We start from the raw sequence: 18,466 nt of genomic DNA, 5'->3' as shown, positions 1-18,466 counted from the left end.
TGCCGCCATCGCGTGGGGCATTGATGCGCCGCTGTGGTCTCATTGACAACACTGGGGCCGTTCTATACGGTGGACGCCCGTTCCAATTGGCCTGTCCCCGCCTGCCCGCCTATGCCACGTAAAGCCGCCCAGCTCTCCGAAGCCGACAAGAACGCCGCCGATGGCGGTGCGATTGCCGTCGACCGGGCGCTCTTCGTGCTGTCGGTATTCCGCGAGGGCGACACGTCGCTGGGCCTGGCGGAACTGGCCCAGCGCAGCGGCCTGTACAAGAGCACGCTGCTGCGGCTGCTGGCTTCGCTGGAGCACGCGCGGCTGATCCAGCGGCTGCCCGATGGCCGCTACGCGCTGGGTTCCGAAGTGGCGCGGCTCAACGCGGTCTACGCGGCGTCGTTCTCGCTGGAGCAGGTGGTGGTGCCGGCGCTGCGCGAACTGGTGCGCGTCACCCGGGAATCGGCCGCGTTCCACATCGAGCAGGGCGAGCACCGCCTGTGCCTGTATCGCGTGGATTCGCCGCAGCCGGTGCGTGACCACATCCGCGCCGGCGACCTGCTGCCACGCAACCGGGGTTCGGGCGGGCGCGTGCTGCGGGCCTTTGCCGGGGCACGCGGCGAGATCTACCAGAGGATTCGCGACGAAGGTGTGATTGCGATGGTGGGCGACCGCAGCCCCGACATCGCCGGCGTGTCGTCGCCGGTGTTCGGCCCCGGTGGCGAACTGAAGGGCGCGCTGACGCTGACCTGCCCGACGCCGCGCTTCAGCGACGCCTTCCGCGAGCAGGTGCTGGACGCCGCGCGCGCGTTGACGCTGGCCCTGGGCGGCACGTTCCCGGAGGTCAGGCCGGCCAGCGCCGGATCGATGCCGACCACCCCGCCGCAGGACGACTGAGCATTCCGCCTGGCGGTTTTCCCGCGCATTGCAAACCATTGCAAAAATGGGGTGAGTACCCGGCTTGCCGGGGGTGCGCCCCGGCTGGCGTGCGGGCTATGATGCGTCCTTTCGCCTTCGACTCGCACCCCTGCGCGGCGTTTCAGTCCACTGTCACTTCACGTCGGGTCACCCAGAAAGGGTTAACGTGCATAACGGCAGCCGCCCCCGGTAGCTTTAAGAGGAAACCGATTCCCGTGCACCTGGCTCAGCAGACGATTCTGGTCGTCATGATGGTGGTGTTTTCCAGCACGCTGGTCATGGCCGCGGGGCTGGTGCTCGCGCTGCGCGCCAGCGAGGCAGGGCGCCTGTGGGCCGTGGGGCATGTGGTGGCATCGGGCGCCGGCCTGGTGGTGGCCACCAGCGCCGCCGGCGGTTCGCTGCAGCTCTCCGCGCTGGGCGCCGCGGCCTACCTGATCGGCAGGCTGACGATCTATCGCGGCGTGCGCGTCTATTATGGCCTGGCGGATCGCGCGCTGCCGTTGCGCGTCATCGGGCTGGTCACGCTGGTGCTGCTGGTGCTGATGACCGGCCTGTCAGATGGCCGCGTGCTGCTGCATAACGTGGCGTACGGCATGCTGGCCATGATCTCGTTCGTCACCATCGTCACGATGCTGCGCAGCCGGCGCGGCCGTACCAGCATCGGCGGGCCGCTGGTGCTGGCATCGCATCTCGTGCTGCTTGGCTCGCAGGTGGCGGCGCTGAGCTACGGCGCCACGTTCAAGGGGCTGGCCATCACGCCGTTCTTCCTGCAGACCAGCGCGTCGATCTGGCCGCTGGCGCCGATGGTGGCGGTGCTGCTGGGCCTGTTCGGCTTCAGCCTGATGGCGATGGAACAGATCATCGCCCGCAATGAAAGTGGCGCGCGCCTGGACGCGCTGACCGGCCTGCTGAACCGTGGCGCGCTGGACATGACCGCCATCGGCCTGGTGGCGCGCTGGCAGCGCGATGGCGATCCGCTGTCGTGCCTGGTGATCGACGTCGACCACTTCAAACGCGTCAACGACCGGCACGGCCACCACGCCGGCGACCAGGTGCTGCGCGACATCGCTACCGCGCTCGACAATTCGCGGCGCGCTTCGGATTTTGCCGCGCGCTACGGTGGCGAGGAATTCTGCATCCTCTGCCCGCACACCGACGAGCACCAGGCCACGGCGCTGGCCAACCGCATCCTGCGCAAGGTCAGGGCGATTGCCTTGCCCGACGGCGACGGCCCCGGTTGTGCCCATGCCACCGTCAGCATCGGCGTGGCGCAGCTGCACGGCGGCCCGTCGAGCCGCGACGGCCTGTGGCGCAACCTGTTTGCCGAAGCCGACCGCGCACTCTACATGGCCAAGCAGTGCGGCCGCGACCAGTTCGTGCTGGCCTCCAGCATGGGGCCCGACGACGAGCCGGAGCCCGCCGTCCAGGCCGAGCAGGACTGCATCACTGCGGCCTGATTTGGCGACCTGATTGGCGGCCTCATCGGGCGTCTGATCGCCAGCCTGGCCGCCCACCGGCCTACTTCAACCCAGCGGCCCTCGCGGGCCGAACCCCGGATACGGCTGGAGCCGGATCACCGTGGGCGCATCCAGGAAACCCGATTGCACCAGCGGCAGCGTGGCGAACGTCTGTTCAAGCGACTGGGCATCGGCAGCTTCCGCCAGGATCACCGCGCCGCCATCGCGCAGCCAGATCTGCCGGACCATGCCTTCCGCATGGAGATGACGGACGAACTCGGACTCCGCTTCGCGCTCGGCCGCCGTCGGCGGTTCCTTGGGGGCGACGGCATTGCGGGATACCAGAACAAGATATTGCATGAGGGGCTCCTCGATTCGGGACGGTGATCAGGACTGCGCGGGTTCGCCATCGGTCAGGCGCCAGAGGCCGAGCGGGTTGTCGTGCCGCAGGGCCTCGGGCAGCAGCGCGTCCGGAAAACCCTGGTAGCAGACCGGTCGCAGGAAGCGCTCGACAGCGGTCATGCCTACCGACGTGAAGCGGCTGTCCGACGTGGCCGGGAAGGGGCCGCCATGGATCGATGCATCGGACACCTCCTGCGGATGCGCGAAGGCGTTGACCACGATGCGGCCGGTACGGCGTTCCAGGATCGGCAGCAGGCGGGTGGCCAGCGAAAGGTCGGCCTGTTCCAGATGCAGCGTGGCCGACAGCTGGCCGCGGAAGCGCCGCGCGATGGCGACCAGTTCGTCCGTATCCTTCACGCGCACCAGCAGCGCCGCCGGCCCGAACACTTCTTCCAGCAGGGCCGGCTCATCGCGCAGCCGTGCGCCATCGACCTCGAACAGGTACGACTGGCCGTCCCATGTGCCCGTGGGCGCCACGCCGGCGGCAATCGTTTCCGCGCCGGCGGCATGCTGGCGGTCCAGCCCCTTGCGGTAGGCCTGCTGGATGCCCGGCGTCAGCATCGTGCGGGCGTGCATGGCGTGGACGCGGGCAATCATGGCTTCGCGCATTGCGTCGTAGCCGGCGCCGTCGACAGCCAGCAGGATGGCGGGCTTCAGGCAGGCCTGGCCCACGTTGACCAGCATCCGCTCGGCAAAGCCGTCGCCAATCTGCGCGCCGCGTGCTGCCAGGGCGTCCGGCAGCACGAACGTCGGGTTCACGCTGGTCATCTCGGTAAAGACCGGAATCGGATCGGGCCGCTGCTGGGCGCGGCGATACAGCGCCATGCCGCCGGCCTCGGAGCCCGTGAACGTCACGCCCTTGACGAGCGGATGATCCACCAGCGCCTCGCCAATCGCGTTGCCGTCGCCGCGCAGCATCGAGAACACGCCTTCATGCAGGCCGGCGTCCTTGACCGCCTGCTGGATGATGCGGCCCATGATCTCGGAGGTGCCCGGGTGCGCATTGTGCGCCTTCAGGATGACCGGGCAGCCCGCCGCCAGCGCCGACGCCGTGTCGCCCCCGGCCACCGAATACGAGATCGGGAAATTGCTGGCGCCGAAGATCGCGATGGGGCCGATGCCGATCTTCTGCATGCGATGGTCCATGCGCGGGCGCGGCTGGCGATCGGGCTGGGCCGGGTCGATCGTGGCCTGCCGGAAACGGCCCCGGCGCACGACACCCGCGAACTGGCGGAACTGCGTTGCCGACTTGGCGGCCTCGGCTTCCAGCTGGGCGGCTGGCAGGCCGGTTTCCAGCGAAGCGCGCTGGGCCAGCACCCGCGCGTGGGCATCCAGCCCGCCAGCGATCCGTTCCAGGAATGCCGCCCGTACCGCGAGGCTGGTGGCGTTATAGCTGTCGAAGGCTTCATCGGCCAGTTGCGCGGCGCGGTCCACCTCGTCGGCGCCGCCAAATGCGAAATCGGGTGCAAACGTGAGGTTGGTGGCGGGGTTCAGCGCGCGCATGGCGCCGGCCGTGGCGCGCACTTCCTGCGCGCCGATCAGGAGATTGCCGGTGAGGTTCATGCCGTGGCCTCCTGTGTGGCAGTGGACAGGGTGGCGGGCAGGGCGGCGACAAGCTCGCCGGTGGTCAGGATTTCATGCGCGAACGTGGGGCCGTTCAGGTGGTGCGCGGCATGCATCATTTCCCGCGCAAAGGCTGCCGTGGCGTCCTTGACCAGCGTGACGTGGTAGCCCAGCTCCATGGCGAAGCGCGCGGTGGATTCGATGCAGGTATTGGCCAGCAGGCCCACCACGATCACGTGGGTGACACCTTGCTGTTTGAGCTGGAAGTCGAGATCGGTATTGGCGAATCCGCTCTGTCCCCAGTGCTCCTGGACGATGATGTCGCCGTCCTGCGGCACGAAGTCGGGGTGCCATTCGCCGCCCCAGGTACCCTTGGCGAACGTATGGCGCTGCTGCACCAGGCGCTGGGTTGGGTTCGGATGGTCCCAGTTGTCGTAGTCGCCCGGCTGCCAGCGACGGTGCGGGACATAGAACACCTGGATGCCGGCGTCACGTGCCGCGGCCACTGCGGCGCGCAGGTTGTCGAGCAGGCGAACATCGTCCGCCACGTTCCGCAACATCGGGAACAGCTTGCCGCCATCGGAAAGAAAGTCGTTGTACGGATCGACCAGCAACAGGCCGGTGCGGGCCGCGGGATATGAGGGGGTTGTCATTGCGTGCTACTCCATTCAGGCGTGTGCGACATCAGTCGCTTCGGGTGCAGGGGCGCCTGCCTGCCTTGACGGTCACGCAACGCGACGTCTCGCGCTGCAGATACGGTCAGAGTATAACTATGAAAAACATAGTGTCAAGAAACATAAGGGTTTCGGGGTGGGATGGCGATGCCAGGCATCGGTCGTAATCGTGCTACTATGAAAAAAGTAGTGACTATCGGAGTCGAGCAGTGACGCGAACGGCAGAAGAGCGGATGGATACGGCGTGCCCGGTGGCGCGGTCGGTGGAGGTCGTGGGCGATAAATGGACGCTGCTGGTGCTGCGCGAGCTGTACATGGGCAATGCGCGCTTCGAGGAAATGCAGATCCAGACCGGGGCCACGCCGCAGATGCTGACCACGCGTCTCAAGGCCATGGAGGCCGACGGCATGGTGGAGCGCCAGCCGTATCAGGAAAAGCCACTCCGGTACGAATACCATCTGACCCAAAAGGGTTGGGACTTCTATCCCGTGATCTACGCGCTGCGCGCCTGGGGCGAGACGTGGTGCAAGGACGAGGACGAGGGGCTGGCCGTGCGCTTTGTGCATCGCGCCTGCGGACACGACGTTGGCCTGGCCAGCGTCTGCCCGCATTGCGGCGAGCCCGTGAAACGCCAGGACCTGGAACCCACCGTCAGCGCCCGATTTGCGCAAGAACGCGCGGCCCGGCGCGAGGCGTACAAGCGCAAGTAATCGGGCTCGGATAAGCTGGCGCGCGCAGGCCGCATCCATTCCCGGCCCACCCCACACTCAACAAGGAGACGTGCGTGACCGACTATCACTATGGCGTGGCCAACCCCGCCGACATTGCGGGCATGACCGGCAAGGCCGTGCTGGAGGCCATCGTCGATGGGCGACTGCCGCAGCCGCCGATTGGTCAGGCGCTGGGTTTCTGGCTGGTGGAAGTGGGCGACGGGTTTGCCGCGTTCGAGGGCGACCCAGGCGCGCATCTGCTCAATCCGATGGGCACCGTGCATGGCGGCTGGGCCCTGACGCTGATCGATAGCGCCACGGGGTGCGCGGCCAATTCCGTGCTGCCGGCTGGCACCGGCTACACCACCGTGGAAACCCGGGGCAATTTCTCGCGCGCGATCAAGCCCGATACCGGGCGTGTGCGTGCCGAAGGGCGCGTCATCACGCAGGGCCGCCAGATCATCACCGCCGACTGCCGCGTGACCGACACCTCGGGCCGCGTACTGGCGCATGGCACATCCACGCTGCTGGTTCTGCAGCCTCGATAGCGGGCCGGGGCCGGCTAGACGCTTACAGCACGCGCCCGAACCACCACAGCGACAGCAGCCCCGCGCAGGTCGCCAGCAAGGCACCCAGCGCGGCAAAGAACGCGGTGATCTCGATCTGGTCGCGCTTGCCGGAAGCCAGCCGGGCGTTGATGGCTCGGTACACGGTCTTGAGCCGTGACGCGTCTTCCAGCCGGAAGTACTCGGCCCCGGTGGCATCGGCCACTTGCTTCAGCACCTGTTCGTCGAGCCTGACGCGGGCCGACATGCCGTCGACCTTCAGCACCACGCCTTCGACGGTGCCCACGCCCACGGTGTAGATGCGCACGCCGTGGTCGGCGGCCAATTGGGCGGCCTGCAGCGCGGCCGGGCCGGCATTGCTCTCGCCGTCGGAGAACAGCACGATCGCGCCGGAGGCATAGGAGCCGGGCGCCACAGTCTCGTCCGTGTCACCCGGCATCGATTTCTGCACCGGCCCGTCCTCGTTCATCACACGCGCCGCTTCGTCCGTCAGTTCCGGCATCAGCGTCGTCAGCGCGATCAGCAGCCCGTTGCCCAGCGCCGTACCGCCCTGTGGCTTCAGCCTGTCGATGGCGGCGGCCACGTCGTCCTTGCGGCGGCTGGGCGCTTGCGCCACGGCCGCGGTGCCAGCCATCGCCACCACCGCCATGCTGACGCCGGACGGCTGCGCATCGAGCAGCACCTTGGCCGCCCCCTGCGCGGCGCGCAGGCGGCTAGGCTTGACGTCCTGCGCGCGCATGCTGCCCGACAGATCGATCACCAGCACCACCGTCTCGATACGCGACGGCAGCACCATCACCGCCTGGGGCCGCGCGATGGCCACGACCAATGCGACCAGCGCCAGCAGCGCGAGCACGGGCGCTACATGGCGACGCCAGTTCGTCGAGGCCTTGCCCGCCGTGTGCGCAGCGTCGGCCGTCCCGGCGAGGCGCAAGGCCGGGTACTGGGCGGCGGCCCGGCGCCGGCGTGCGTCGAGCCACAGGTAGCCCGCGCCGATCAGCAGGACCAGCGCCAGCAGCCAGAGCATGGCGGGCCACAGGAAGCTCAGGGCCGGCAGCCGGCTCAGCGCATCGATCATGCGATGCCCCTGGTGGCGTCGCGTGCGGTGCCCAGGCGTCGGCTGCGCTGGCGTGCGAACTGCAGCAGCGCCAGGTCCAGGCGGGTGTCGGTGGACAGGGTCAGGCAATCCACGCCGGCACGGGTAAAGCACAGGCGCAGTTCGGCCTCGCGGGCGTCGGCGATGGCGGCAAAGCGCTTGCGAAAGCCCTTGTCGTGGGTATCCACTACCATCTGCTCGCCTGTTTCGGCGTCCTGCATCACCACCACGCCCAGGTCGGGCAGGGCCAGCTCCAGCGGATCGACCAGCCGCACGGCTACTACTTCGTGGCGCCGCGCCAGCATCGCCAGCGATGCCCGCCAGCCTGGCGCGCTGATGAAATCGGAGACGACGAACATCACCGAGCGGCGTTTCGCGACGGACCGGGCGCGCTCCAGCAGATCGCGCAGGCGGGTGTCGCCCGGCGATGCGGCCGGCGTGGTGTGCATGCGGTCCAGCAGGTGCATCAGGTGGCGGCGGCCGGCGCGCGCCGGCACGACCGACGCCGAGGCCGTGGCGGCGCCGCCGTACAGCACGGTGCCCACGCGATTGCCGTAGCGGGTCAGCAGCAGCGCCATGACCGTGGAAAAGTCGGTCAGCAGGTCGCGCTTGCGCACGGTGCCAGACCCGAAGTCGACCGATGCGCTGAGGTCCAGCAGAAACCAGACGGCCACCTCGCGATCTTCCTGGTACTCGCGTACATGCGGGGTCTGCAGCCGGGCCGTCACGTTCCAGTCGATATGGCGCACGTCGTCGCCGGGGTGGTACTCGCGCAAGTCGGCCAGGTCGAGCCCGAAGCCGCGAAACAGCGTGCGGTAGTCGCCCTGCAGCAGGCCGTCGAGCCGGCGCACCACGGTCCATTCCAGCCGGCGCAGCAGCGCGTCGGTCTGGCTGGTGCCCACGCGCGCCACGCCGTCGCCGGCGACGACGCCTGTCGGGCCGCTTTGGCGCTTAGCGCGCAGCCGCCCGAACATGGGATTCCATGGGCCGTTCCGGCACCGGCAGCGCCTGCAGGATGCGGGCGATCAGCTGGTCGGCCGTCACCGCGTCGGAGATCGCCTCGTACGACAGCACGATGCGATGGCGCAGCACGTCGGGCACCAGGTCGGTCACGTCCTCGGGCAGGGCGTAGTCGCGGCCGCGCAGGTACGCCAGCGCCCGCGCGCCCTCGATCAGGCCGATGGTGGCGCGCGGGCTGGCCCCGAACGACACGTAGCGGTCCAGATTCTCCAGACCATGGCTGGCGGGTTTGCGCGTGGCGGCCACCACGCGCACCGCGTACTGGATCAGGCCGGGGTCCACGTACACCTTGCGGCACTCTTCCTGCAGACCGGCCAGGTGCTCGGGCGTGGCGATGGCGTTCACGCTGATGCGCGGGCCGGTCACGCGGTTGACGATGACGACTTCTTCTTCCTCGCTGGGATAGCCCACCAGCACCTTCATCATGAAACGGTCGACCTGGGCTTCGGGCAACGGGTAGGTGCCCTCGGTCTCGATCGGGTTCTGCGTGGCCATGACCAGGAACGGCGTCGGCACCGGATGCGACTCGCCGGCAATCGTCACCTGCTTCTCCTGCATCACTTCCAGCAGCGCGCTCTGCACCTTGGCCGGCGCACGGTTGATTTCGTCGGCCAGCAGCAGGTGGGCGAAGACCGGCCCGCGCACCGTGGAGAACTCGCCGGTGCCTTGGTTGTACATGCGGGTGCCGATCAGGTCCGCGGGCAGCAGGTCGGGCGTGAACTGGATGCGCTTGAACGATCCGCTCATCGTTCGCGCCAGCGTGTTGACCGTCAGCGTCTTGGCCAGGCCGGGCACGCCCTCCACGAGCAAGTGCCCGCCGGCCAGCATGGCCACGAGCACCCGTTCCAGGAAGTGGTCCTGTCCCACCACCACGCGTTTCACCTCGTACAGCAGGCGTTCCATCAGGTTGGCGCTGTCGATGGCGCCCCGGGCTGGGTCGTTCATGGGCCTCCGCGTCTAGAAGGGAGATGATCCAAGGGCCATGCCGGCACTTTCTATCGTGATGGCAAAGCCGATACCGAGAAAGGTGCCGCTCGGGTTGGGGTTGAGGATGGCGGTGACGATGCCCACCACCTCGCCGTTCATGTTCACCAGCGGGCCGCCCGAGTTGCCGGGATTGGCCGCCGCATCGAACTGGATGAGCTTGTCGAGCTTCTGCTTGCGGTCCGGCGACACGAACTGCCGGTCGAGCCCGGAGATCACGCCGGCGGACACCGACGGGCCGATGCCGAACGGAAAGCCCACCGCCACCACCTCCATGCCGGGCGCCAGGTTCTGGCTGGAACCGAGCGTGGCAGCCGGCAGGTCGTCGGGAATCGATTTCGCCTGCACGATGGCCAGGTCTTTCTCGGGCATCGCCTGCAGCACCGACGCTTCCGATGTCTGGCCATTGTGGAAGGTGACCTCCAGGCGGCTGGCGTCGGCCACCACGTGGTAGTTCGTGATGATGGTGCCGGTTTCGGTCACGACCACGCCGGAGCCGATGTGGCGGGCTTCCGACCTGGCTTCGGGTTGTTCGCTGCGCCGGGGCGGATCGGTGGCGGCGGCTTCATCGCGCGGCGGGCTGGCGTTGGGGGCGGACTTCGGCGCGGCCTTCTGTGCGGATTTCGATCTGGCGTCGGGGGGATCGCGCTTGGCCTTGGCGGCGGGCGGGGGCTCGGGTGCCTTTTCCGGCGCGAAGCTGCGAATTTCCACCACCGATTCGCGGATGGCCTCGGCCGCCCGGGCTGACTGGGACGGCAGCGTCTTGGTTTGCAGCGTGTGGAGGACGGCGGCGTCGATGTCGGCCTGGGTGAGCTTGCGAGGGGGCGGCTGTGACAGCCACGAGAGCCCTGCGCCCGCGGCGAATACCAGGACGACGGCCACCGAAACCAACCCGTAGATCGTCACCCGTTTCATCGCAGCCCCCGGTTCCGTCGCGCCTTAAAAAATACAGTACCATCCTCTTACCCACGCGCCAAGGAGCAGGGCATGCAGTTTCTCTGGCCGCAAATGCTCTGGCTGCTGCTTTTGCTCCCGCTGCTGGCAGCTGCCTACGTGTATCTGATTGCACGGCGCAAGAAGGCAGCCCTGCTTTATGCCAGCCTTGCATTGCCGCGCGCCGCGCTGGGGCCCGGCCAACGCCTGCGGCGCCACATTCCCCCTGTACTGTTCCTGCTTGCACTGGGTGCCGCCTTGCTGGCCTGCGCGCGGCCCAGCGCCACCATCACGCTGCCTTCGGACACGATCACGCTGGTGCTGGCGATGGACGTGTCGCGCAGCATGGAGGCCACCGACGTCGCGCCGACGCGCATCGCCGCCGCCCAGCAGGCCGCGCGTGACCTGGTGGTGGGCCTGCCGTCGAGCGTGCGGCTGGGCATCGTCTCGTTTGCGGCCACCGCCGCCGAAGTGCTGTCGCCAACCGATAACCGCCAGGACATGCTCGATGCGCTCGACCGCTTCCAGCTGCAGCGCGGCACGGCCACCGGCAGCGGCCTGATACAGGCCCTGGCCGTCCTGTTTCCCGATGATGGCATCGACCTCGAAGCCGTACTGTTCAACGACGGCGCGCCGCTGCTTGGCAGGCCGGCCACGTCACTTGACGAAGCCGCCGCCGCGGATGCCGCCCGCAAGCGCGCCAAGGAGCGGCCGCCGGTGCAGCCGGGTTCGTACCGGCACGGCGCGGTCATCCTGCTCAGCGATGGTCGCCGTACCACTGGCCCCGATCCGCTCGATGCCGCACGCATGGCGGCCCAGCGCGGCGTGCGCGTCTATACCGTGGGCTTTGGCTCGGCGCAGGGCGGCGTGGCCGGCGAGCCGGTGCTGTCCTACTTCATGCAGCTCGACGAGCCCGCCCTGCGCGCCGTGGCCAATATCACCGGCGGGGAGTACTTCCAGGCAGGCTCGGCGGCCGACCTGACCCGCGTGTACCGCCAGCTCAGCGCGCGCTTTGCGCTGGAGCGCAGGGAGACCGAGGTCGGCGCGCTGTTCGCGGCGGTCGCAGGTCTGCTGCTCGTGGCTGCTTGTGCGCTGTCACTTCTCTGGTTCCGCCGTTAATCCCGCGTTATGTGTGCTACCACACCAAATGTGTACCAATGACAGCTTTTCGGACACTGCTGCGGTGCGATAAGACTGCTTAACTTTTCCGAAATACTTCAACAGGCCGTGCCACAGGCACGTGCTACCTGATAGCTCACTTTTGGATGTCTTGCCATGGTCGCGCTGCGGCGCGAGGCTGGGGATGGCTTTTCTTTCACTTTGTCGGGGGTGATATGGAGCAGTCCGAAACGCTTGAAGGTGGCTGGCCGGCGCCTGTGACGGCTGACGATATGCCGGTGGCGCCGCCACTGCCGCGTCATGAAGAACACGACGGGTTGCGGGACGACTACCTGCAGCGTCTGCAGCCCTATCTCAGGGCGGGCGCCGTCGTGCAGCCCGGTTGGTTTCCGAGGGCGACCATCCGCTATACGCGCGGCATGCGTGCCAATGCGCACTACTTCAGTCAACCCAAATGGATGGACGACTGGCTGGCCAACGTCCATCGCTATGCGCAATGGCGCGAGCGCTGGCTTGCCGTGACGGGACCGCTCGACGGCAAGGTGCTGGTGGACGTAGGTTGCGGTCCCGGCAACGTGCTGGCCACGCTGGGCGGCACGCCGCAGGTGGCCATCGGCGTGGATGTCGCGGAAGGCAGCCTGCAGCGGGCGGCGGTGGTTGGCTATGTGCCGCTGCAAGCCGATGCACACGACATGCCGCTGGCGACGGGCATCGCCGACATCGTGGCCATCAATGGATCGCTGCACCATTGCGACGACATGGCCGCCGTGCTGGCCGAAGCGGCGCGACTGGTCAAACCGGGCGGCGTGCTGATCACCGACCATGATCCCCAGTTCACCGCCTGGAATTTCCGGGGGCTGGCCATGCTGATGTGGCGGCTGCGTGTACCGATCTACCGCTGGCTCAAGCGTGGGGGCCATGCCGCCGCCGACAACGAACAGTACTGGGCGCTGGCCACGGAACTGCATCACCGCCCCGGCGATGGCGTGACCGAGGCCCTGCTGCGCGGCGTGCTGGAGCCACGCGGATGGCATGTGAGGGTGCTCCCGCACAATCACTTCGTGGGGGCCGAAGTGTTCGAGGGGCAAATCGGCCCGTCGCCATTGAAGATGCGCATGGCGCAACGGCTGTCGGGCATCCGGCCGGGCACACCGCAGGCGGCGATGAGCCTGTTCTGCGTGGCCCGGGCGCCTGACCAGGCAGCCGGCAACTAGCGCGGTGCCCGGCGGTGCCCAGGTTCGCCCGGGCACAACCGGGCAACAACCGGGCAACAACCGGGCAACAACCGGGCAACAACCGGGCAACAACCGGGCAACAACGCGGCCTTCGTCAGGCCGCCACACCCAGCACGGCCTTCGGCTCCAGGAACGCTTCGAGCCCGAAGGTACCGTACTCGCGGCCGATACCCGACTGCTTGAACCCCCCGAACGGCGCAGCGGGATCGTGCGTGACGGTGTTCACCAGCACGCGTCCGGCTTCGATGCGCGAGGCCACCTCGCGCGCCCGCGCCACGTTGCTCGACAGCACGTAAGCCTGCAGGCCATACGGGGTGTCGTTTGCGATCGCGATGGCTTCTTCGGTATCGCGATACGTCAGGATCGACAGCACCGGCCCGAAGATTTCCTCGCGGGCAATCGTCATGTCGCCGGTCACATCGCTGAACACGGTCGGTCGGACTAACCAGCCTGCCTGGACGCCATCGGGCCGGCCCGGGCCGCCGGCCAGCACGCGGGCGCCTTCGTCGATGCCGATGCCGATGTAGCGCTGCACGCGATCCCACTGCTTCTGGCTGACCATCGGGCCGATGGTCGTGGCCGCATCGCGCGGGTCGCCTGCGCGGACGTCCGCCATGGCCGCAACCATGCGCGCCTCGAACTCGGCCAGCCTGGCCTGCGGCACCAGGATGCGCGTGCCCGCAATGCAGGCCTGCCCGCTGTTCATGAAGCCGGCTTGCAGGGTTAGCGGCACGGCCTTGTCGAAGTCGGCATCGTCAAGCACGATCACCGGCGACTTCCCGCCCAGTTCCAGCGTGGTGCGCTTGAGCGATTCGGCCGCCGTGCGCAGGATGTGCTTGCCCACGGCCGTCGATCCCGTGAACGACAGCTTGGTCACATCGGGATGGGTGCTGATGGCCGCGCCGACCGTATCGCCACGACCGGTGACGATATTGAAGACGCCCGGCGGCAGTCCGGCCGCATGCAGCGCCTCGGTCACCACGCGGGTCTGCAGCGCGCTCATCTCGCTGGGCTTGACCACGGCGGTGCAGCCTGCCGCCAGCGCCGCCGCCAGCTTGCCGGTGATAAAGCCGGCATCGTTGTTCCAGGGCGTGATCAGCCCGGCCACGCCAATCGGTTGCATGACCACCTCGGCCGTGCCCATGCGCCGCGTGAACGCATAGTTTTCCAGCACGCCGGCGGCATCGCGCAGCACCTCGCTGGCGTGCCGGGCCATCCAGCGGGCGCGCGACGCCGGCGCGCCATATTCCTCGACGATGGCATCGAGCAGGTCGTCTTCGCGTGCCAGCACGGCGGCGTGCATGCGCAGCAGCATGTCGATGCGCTCGCGCGGAGCGGTGCGCGAGAACGTGGTAAAGGCGCGTTTGGCGGCGGCCACGGCGTGGGCGGCGTCCACCTCGTCGGCCAGCCGCACGTGGCCGATGACCGCCTCGGTGGCCGGGTTGAACAAGGCGAACGGTTCGTCGCCGTGCGGCGTGACAAAGGCGCCGTCAATGTAGATCTGGTCGATTCGGTACATGGTGTATGAAGAAACGGTTGGCGTTGCCATCAAGATAGAGGCCACGCATTGCGTTGACTAGCCATACAATCGTTTATGAATCGTTAAACAGAATCGAACAATGAAGACTTCCGGGCTGGGTGAACTTGAAGCCGTGCTGGCGGTTGCGCGTCATCGCGGCTTCCGGCCGGCGGCCAGCGAGATGGGGGTGTCGACGTCGGCACTGAGCCATGCCGTGGCGGGGCTGGAGGCCCGTATCGGCGTGCGGCTGTTCAACCGGACGACGCGCAGCGTGTCGCTGTCCGAGGCCGGGGCGCAGTTCGTGGCCACCGTGGGGCCGGCCTTGTCCACCATCCGCGAGGCGATGGACCGCGCGGGCAGCTATGGCGATACGCCGTCGGGCACGTTGCGCATCAACACGTCGGTGGGCGCGGCGCACCAGGTGATGGCGGTGTTCGTGGCGTTCCTGGCGCGCTATCCCGAGATGAAGCTCGACATCGTGACCGAAGGCAAGCTGATCGACATCGTGGTGGAGGGCTTCGACGCCGGCGTTCGCCTGATCGATACCGTGCCGCAGGACATGGTGGCCGTGCCGTTCGGCGACCGCCAGCGCTTTGCCGTGGTGGCCAGCCCCGCGTACTTCGCCAACCATCGCAAGCCGCGCACGCCGGCCGACCTGAAGTCGCATCGGTGCATCCGCAGCCGCATGCCGAGCGGCACGATCTACCAGTGGGAGTTCGAGCGCCATGGCGAAGCGGTGCGCTTCGACGGCCAGGGCGGCCTGACGCTGGACGATAGCAGCCTGATGCTGGCGGCGGCGCGCGCCGGCGTGGGGCTGGCCTACCTGACCGAATGGACGGTCGGCGCCGACCTGGCCGCCGGCACGCTCGTGCGCGTGCTGGAAGACTGGACACCGCCGCTCGACGGGTTATGTCTGTACTACCCCAGCCGCCGTCATGCGCCAGCCGGCCTGCGCGCGCTGGTCGACACGATCCGCGAGCACGCCGAGGCGCAGCGGCAGGGTGCCCGGAGCGGCAGGCAGAAGCAGCGATAATTGTGGCCGTTGCGTTCCAACTTCATCCGACCGTCATGCGCATTCCACCCGTCAAGGCCATCGTTGCCTTTGAAAGCGTCGCCAGGAACAAGAGCGTCAACAAGGCCGCCGAAGAACTGGGGCTGACAGCCTCGGCGGTCAGCCACCAGCTTGCCAACCTTGAGGAAGCCGTTGGGCAGGCGCTGTTCTTCAGACAGGGTCGGGGGTTGGTCCTGACGCCCGTCGGCGAGCAATACCTGCGCGATGTCACGGGTGCGCTGGCCGAACTGAACCGGGCAACCGAACGCGCGTCGAGCCCGACGGCCGTCGATATCCTGAGAGTCCATACCAGTCCCAGTTTCGGGCTGATGTGGCTGCTGCCCAGGCTGGCGTCGTTTCAGGCGGATAACGGCGACATCCAGCTGAACCTGTCCTGTTCGTACGAGGACGTGTCCTTCACGGCCGGCTTCTATGACGTCGATGTCCGGCACGGTCATGCGCACTGGCGCAACCTCGAAGTCAAGACGCTTCGGCACGAACGCATCCTGCCGATGGCGTCGCCCGACTACCTGCGCAAGCACCCCGTGCGCGACCCCGCCGATCTGATCGACCGTCGGCTCATCTATTCCGAAACCCCACTGGTGCGCTGGCAGCAGTGGTTCGCGCGCTTTGGCGTGCCGGCAGCGCAGAAGTTGTTCGATTTCTCGTTCGACCGCTCGTACATGTCGCTCGAAACCGCCGCGCTCGGCATCGGCGTCGCGCTGGAAAGCTCGTTGCTGGCATCGGTGATGCTGAGCAAGGGCACGCTGGTGCCGGTGTTCGAGGCGCAGTACGCGGTAGAAGTGGCCAGCCACCACGTCGCGTATCCCGCACAGAACGCCGATCTGCCGCGTGTGGCCCGCTTCCTGACCTGGCTCGACCGCGAGGTCAACCGGCCGCTCGAAGGGCCGGCGGCCTGAGCGTCGACAAAGGGTTTTCCCCGAAGGCCTGCCCGCGACATCTGAAAATTTCTCAGCGATAGATGAGCCCGAATGCATTGATCGGCGCTCCTCCTGCGACAAAACTGGACCCATCATCAAGTCGAAACAGAAGGAGACATGAAGATGCTGGTCGAGAACAAGGTAGTGATCGTCACGGGCGCCGCTTCGCCACGCGGTATTGGCAAGGCCACGGCCCGGGCACTGGCGGCGCAGGGCGCCAAGGTCGTAATCGTCGATCTCCAGTTGAATGCGGCCGAAGCCGCTGCGGCCGATCTGGGCGAGGGCCATCTGGGCTTGCGTTGCGATGTGACGGACAAGGCGTCGTGCGAGGCCGCCGCCCATGCAACGATGCTGCGCTACGGCCGTATCGATGGCCTGATCAACAACGCGGGCATTACGCAGCCGATCCGGACCCTCGATATTGGCGCGGCCAATTTCGATGCCGTGGTAGACGTCAACCTGCGCGGCACGCTGTACATGTCGCAGGCCGTGCTGCCGCAGATGAAGGAGCAGAAGCGGGGCAGCATCGTCTGCATGTCTTCGGTGTCCGCGCAACGCGGTGGCGGCATCTTTGGAGGCCCGCACTACAGTGCGGCCAAGGCCGGTGTGCTGGGCCTTGCCAAGGCGATGGCGCGCGAGTTCGGCGGCGATCACATCCGCGTGAATTCGGTGACGCCTGGTTTGATCCAGACCGATATCACCGGCGACAAGCTGACGCCCGACATGCGCGCCGACATCATCAAGGGCATCCCGCTGGGCCGCCTGGGCGATGCCGCAGACGTCGCCAACGCGTGCCTGTTCCTGATCAGTGACCTGTCCGCGTACCTGACGGGCGTCACGCTCGACGTGAACGGCGGCATGCTGATCCACTGAAGTCCCGCGGCCTGCGCAACGGGCGGCCACACCCACCATGTCAACGCACCCGGGACCACCCGGGGCACCGGCAGGAGACATTCCATGAAGACGAAATACGCAGCGTCGGCCATCGCGGCCGACGTGGTGATGCCGCGCGCCGATGCGGCCACGTTCGAGTCGCGTACCTATGGCAAGGTCATGCGACGCCTGATTCCGTTCCTGATGCTGTGCTATCTGGGCGCGTACCTGGATCGCGTCAACGTGGGCTTTGCCAAGCTGCAGATGCTCAACGACCTGCAGTTCAGCGAGACCATCTACGGCCTGGGCGCCGGCATCTTCTTCCTGGGCTACTTCATCTTCGAGGTGCCGAGCAACGTGATCCTGCACAAGGTGGGCGCGCGCAACTGGCTGGCGCGCATCATGCTGACGTGGGCAGTCATCTCGGCGGGCTTCGCTTTCGTCAATACCCCCCCCCAGTTCTACGTGCTGCGCTTCCTCCTCGGGGTGGCCGAGGCCGGCTTCGCGCCCGGCGTGATCCTGTACCTGACGTACTGGTTCCCGTCGGAACGTCGCGCCAAGGCCCTGTCGATGTTCTTCATGGCGATCCCCCTTGCGGGGATTATCGGTGGGCCGCTGTCGGGCTGGATCATGCATGCGCTCCACGGCGCGCACGACCTGGCTGGCTGGAAGTGGCTGTTCCTGATCGAGGCGCTGCCGTCGCTGGTGCTCGGCGTCGCCATCCTGTTCTACCTGGATAACGGCATCCAGGCCGCCAAGTGGCTGACCGACCAGGAAAAGGCGCTCCTGGCGCGCAACGTGGAAGGCGACAACGCGCAGAAAGTGCAGCATGTGTCGATCCGCGCCTTCATGGCCGACCGGCGCCTGTGGCTGATGGCCGCGATCTACTTCTGCGTGGTACTGGGCCAGTATGGGCTGACGTTCTGGTTGCCGACCATCATCCGCAAGACGGGCGTGGCCGATCCGCTGTGGGTGGGCATCCTGACCGCCGTGCCGTACCTGTGTGCCATCGTTGCGCTGCCGTTGATCGGCCGCTCGGCTGACCACCGCCGCGAACGTCGCCTGCATCTTGCCATCCCGATGCTGGGGGCCGCCGTGGGCTTTGCCACGCTGCCGATGCTGGGCAGTGTCACGGCCGCCATTGCGTGCCTGTGCGTCGCCGCTGCGGGGATCATGGCGTCGTCGTCCCAATTCTGGGCACTCCCCACCGCGCTGCTCGGCGGCATGTCGGCGGCTGCCGGCATCGCCGCGGTGAACTGCGTAGCCAACCTGGCGGGCTTCTTCTCGCCGGCCATCGTCGGCTGGCTCAACGATCTGACCGGCAAGTCCACTGCTGGCCTGATGTTCATCTCGGCAACGGTCGTCTGCGGCGCGCTGCTGGTCTTCCTGGTGCCGGCCAAAGCCGTCAACCGCTGAA

18 protein-coding genes are annotated in these 18,466 nt (G+C 67.5%); 10 read left to right on the top strand and 8 right to left on the bottom strand.

The genetic code is table 11. The features are described 5' to 3' along the window. Window positions 1-111 precede the first annotated feature (111 nt). Window positions 112-885 carry an IclR family transcriptional regulator gene (locus CYJ10_RS08735; RefSeq protein WP_101681123.1) on the top strand — a complete coding sequence of 258 codons (774 nt, stop codon included), beginning with the start codon at window positions 112-114 and terminating at the stop codon, window positions 883-885. Between the two features lie 236 nt (window positions 886-1,121). Then, complete coding sequence (locus CYJ10_RS08730; protein ID WP_101681122.1) at window positions 1,122-2,363, top strand: GGDEF domain-containing protein; 1,242 nt, start codon at window positions 1,122-1,124, stop codon at window positions 2,361-2,363. Window positions 2,364-2,429: 66 nt separating this feature from the next. Here CYJ10_RS08730 and CYJ10_RS08725 read toward each other — a convergent pair whose 3' ends face one another. Genes CYJ10_RS08725 through CYJ10_RS08715 form a run of 3 tightly spaced genes read right to left on the bottom strand, consistent with a single transcriptional unit; the run spans window position 2,430 to window position 4,981 of the window. Continuing rightward, complete coding sequence (locus tag CYJ10_RS08725; RefSeq protein WP_101681121.1) at window positions 2,430-2,723, bottom strand: hypothetical protein; 294 nt, start codon at window positions 2,721-2,723, stop codon at window positions 2,430-2,432. 27 nt (window positions 2,724-2,750) lie between these two features. Then, entirely contained in the window at window positions 2,751-4,328 is a 1,578-nt protein-coding gene (locus tag CYJ10_RS08720; protein WP_101681120.1) for an aldehyde dehydrogenase (NADP(+)), read from the bottom strand. After that, on the bottom strand, window positions 4,325-4,981 hold the full coding sequence (locus CYJ10_RS08715) for an isochorismatase family cysteine hydrolase (protein ID WP_101681119.1): 657 nt from the start codon (window positions 4,979-4,981) through the stop codon (window positions 4,325-4,327). The genes CYJ10_RS08720 and CYJ10_RS08715 overlap by 4 nt, the downstream gene beginning before the upstream one ends. A 230-nt stretch (window positions 4,982-5,211) precedes the next feature. On the opposite strand from CYJ10_RS08715, the gene CYJ10_RS08710 reads away from it, so the two are divergent. Then, window positions 5,212-5,712 carry a winged helix-turn-helix transcriptional regulator gene (locus tag CYJ10_RS08710; protein ID WP_101681118.1) on the top strand — a complete coding sequence of 167 codons (501 nt, stop codon included), beginning with the start codon at window positions 5,212-5,214 and terminating at the stop codon, window positions 5,710-5,712. Window positions 5,713-5,786: 74 nt separating this feature from the next. Further along, window positions 5,787-6,260, top strand: a complete 474-nt coding sequence (locus tag CYJ10_RS08705; RefSeq protein ID WP_101681117.1) for a PaaI family thioesterase — start codon at window positions 5,787-5,789, stop codon at window positions 6,258-6,260. Window positions 6,261-6,282: 22 nt separating this feature from the next. On the opposite strand, the gene CYJ10_RS08700 is transcribed toward CYJ10_RS08705, so the two are convergent. The 4 genes from CYJ10_RS08700 to CYJ10_RS08685 are packed head-to-tail and all read right to left on the bottom strand — an operon-like array spanning window position 6,283 to window position 10,293. Further along, window positions 6,283-7,356 carry a vWA domain-containing protein gene (locus CYJ10_RS08700; protein ID WP_101681116.1) on the bottom strand — a complete coding sequence of 358 codons (1,074 nt, stop codon included), beginning with the start codon at window positions 7,354-7,356 and terminating at the stop codon, window positions 6,283-6,285. Further along, a complete protein-coding gene (locus tag CYJ10_RS08695) occupies window positions 7,353-8,348 on the bottom strand; it encodes a DUF58 domain-containing protein (protein ID WP_101681115.1) in 996 nt (331 codons plus the stop codon). Before CYJ10_RS08695 ends, CYJ10_RS08700 begins: the two co-directional genes overlap by 4 nt. Next, window positions 8,326-9,339: an AAA family ATPase gene (locus CYJ10_RS08690; RefSeq protein ID WP_101681114.1), complete on the bottom strand. Its 1,014-nt coding sequence runs from the start codon at window positions 9,337-9,339 to the stop codon at window positions 8,326-8,328. Before CYJ10_RS08690 ends, CYJ10_RS08695 begins: the two co-directional genes overlap by 23 nt. A 12-nt stretch (window positions 9,340-9,351) precedes the next feature. Further along, window positions 9,352-10,293, bottom strand: coding sequence for a S1C family serine protease (locus CYJ10_RS08685; RefSeq protein ID WP_101681113.1), 942 nt, complete (start codon window positions 10,291-10,293; stop codon window positions 9,352-9,354). A gap of 72 nt (window positions 10,294-10,365) precedes the next feature. On the opposite strand from CYJ10_RS08685, the gene CYJ10_RS08680 reads away from it, so the two are divergent. Both CYJ10_RS08680 and CYJ10_RS08675 read left to right on the top strand, forming a co-directional pair. Further along, the gene (locus CYJ10_RS08680) at window positions 10,366-11,430 is read left to right on the top strand and encodes a VWA domain-containing protein (protein WP_101681112.1); all 1,065 of its coding nucleotides are present in this window, start codon (window positions 10,366-10,368) and stop codon (window positions 11,428-11,430) included. Window positions 11,431-11,645: 215 nt separating this feature from the next. Next, window positions 11,646-12,644, top strand: a complete 999-nt coding sequence (locus CYJ10_RS08675; RefSeq protein WP_257993192.1) for a class I SAM-dependent methyltransferase — start codon at window positions 11,646-11,648, stop codon at window positions 12,642-12,644. 115 nt (window positions 12,645-12,759) lie between these two features. Here the strand turns inward: CYJ10_RS08675 and CYJ10_RS08670 are convergent, their stop codons facing one another. Then, window positions 12,760-14,184 carry an aldehyde dehydrogenase family protein gene (locus CYJ10_RS08670; RefSeq protein WP_101681111.1) on the bottom strand — a complete coding sequence of 475 codons (1,425 nt, stop codon included), beginning with the start codon at window positions 14,182-14,184 and terminating at the stop codon, window positions 12,760-12,762. A gap of 100 nt (window positions 14,185-14,284) precedes the next feature. Here CYJ10_RS08670 and CYJ10_RS08665 point away from each other — a divergent pair, with 100 nt between their 5' ends. From CYJ10_RS08665 to CYJ10_RS08650, 4 genes are all read left to right on the top strand, one after another. Next, on the top strand, window positions 14,285-15,217 hold the full coding sequence (locus tag CYJ10_RS08665; RefSeq protein ID WP_101681110.1) for a LysR family transcriptional regulator: 933 nt from the start codon (window positions 14,285-14,287) through the stop codon (window positions 15,215-15,217). Window positions 15,218-15,252: 35 nt separating this feature from the next. Further along, entirely contained in the window at window positions 15,253-16,155 is a 903-nt protein-coding gene (locus tag CYJ10_RS08660) for a LysR substrate-binding domain-containing protein (protein ID WP_101681518.1), read from the top strand. Between the two features lie 144 nt (window positions 16,156-16,299). Next, window positions 16,300-17,049, top strand: a complete 750-nt coding sequence (locus CYJ10_RS08655) for an SDR family NAD(P)-dependent oxidoreductase (RefSeq protein WP_101681517.1) — start codon at window positions 16,300-16,302, stop codon at window positions 17,047-17,049. An 84-nt stretch (window positions 17,050-17,133) separates the two neighbouring features. Further along, the gene (locus tag CYJ10_RS08650) at window positions 17,134-18,465 is read left to right on the top strand and encodes an MFS transporter (RefSeq protein WP_101681109.1); all 1,332 of its coding nucleotides are present in this window, start codon (window positions 17,134-17,136) and stop codon (window positions 18,463-18,465) included. The last annotated feature ends 1 nt before the right edge of the window (window position 18,466 follow it).

Source organism: Cupriavidus pauculus (assembly GCF_002858765.1).
GTDB classification, from domain to species: Bacteria; Pseudomonadota; Gammaproteobacteria; order Burkholderiales; family Burkholderiaceae; genus Cupriavidus; species Cupriavidus pauculus_B.
Note: the sequence above shows the minus strand (reverse complement) of the source record. Positions and strands in the feature narration are given on the sequence as shown.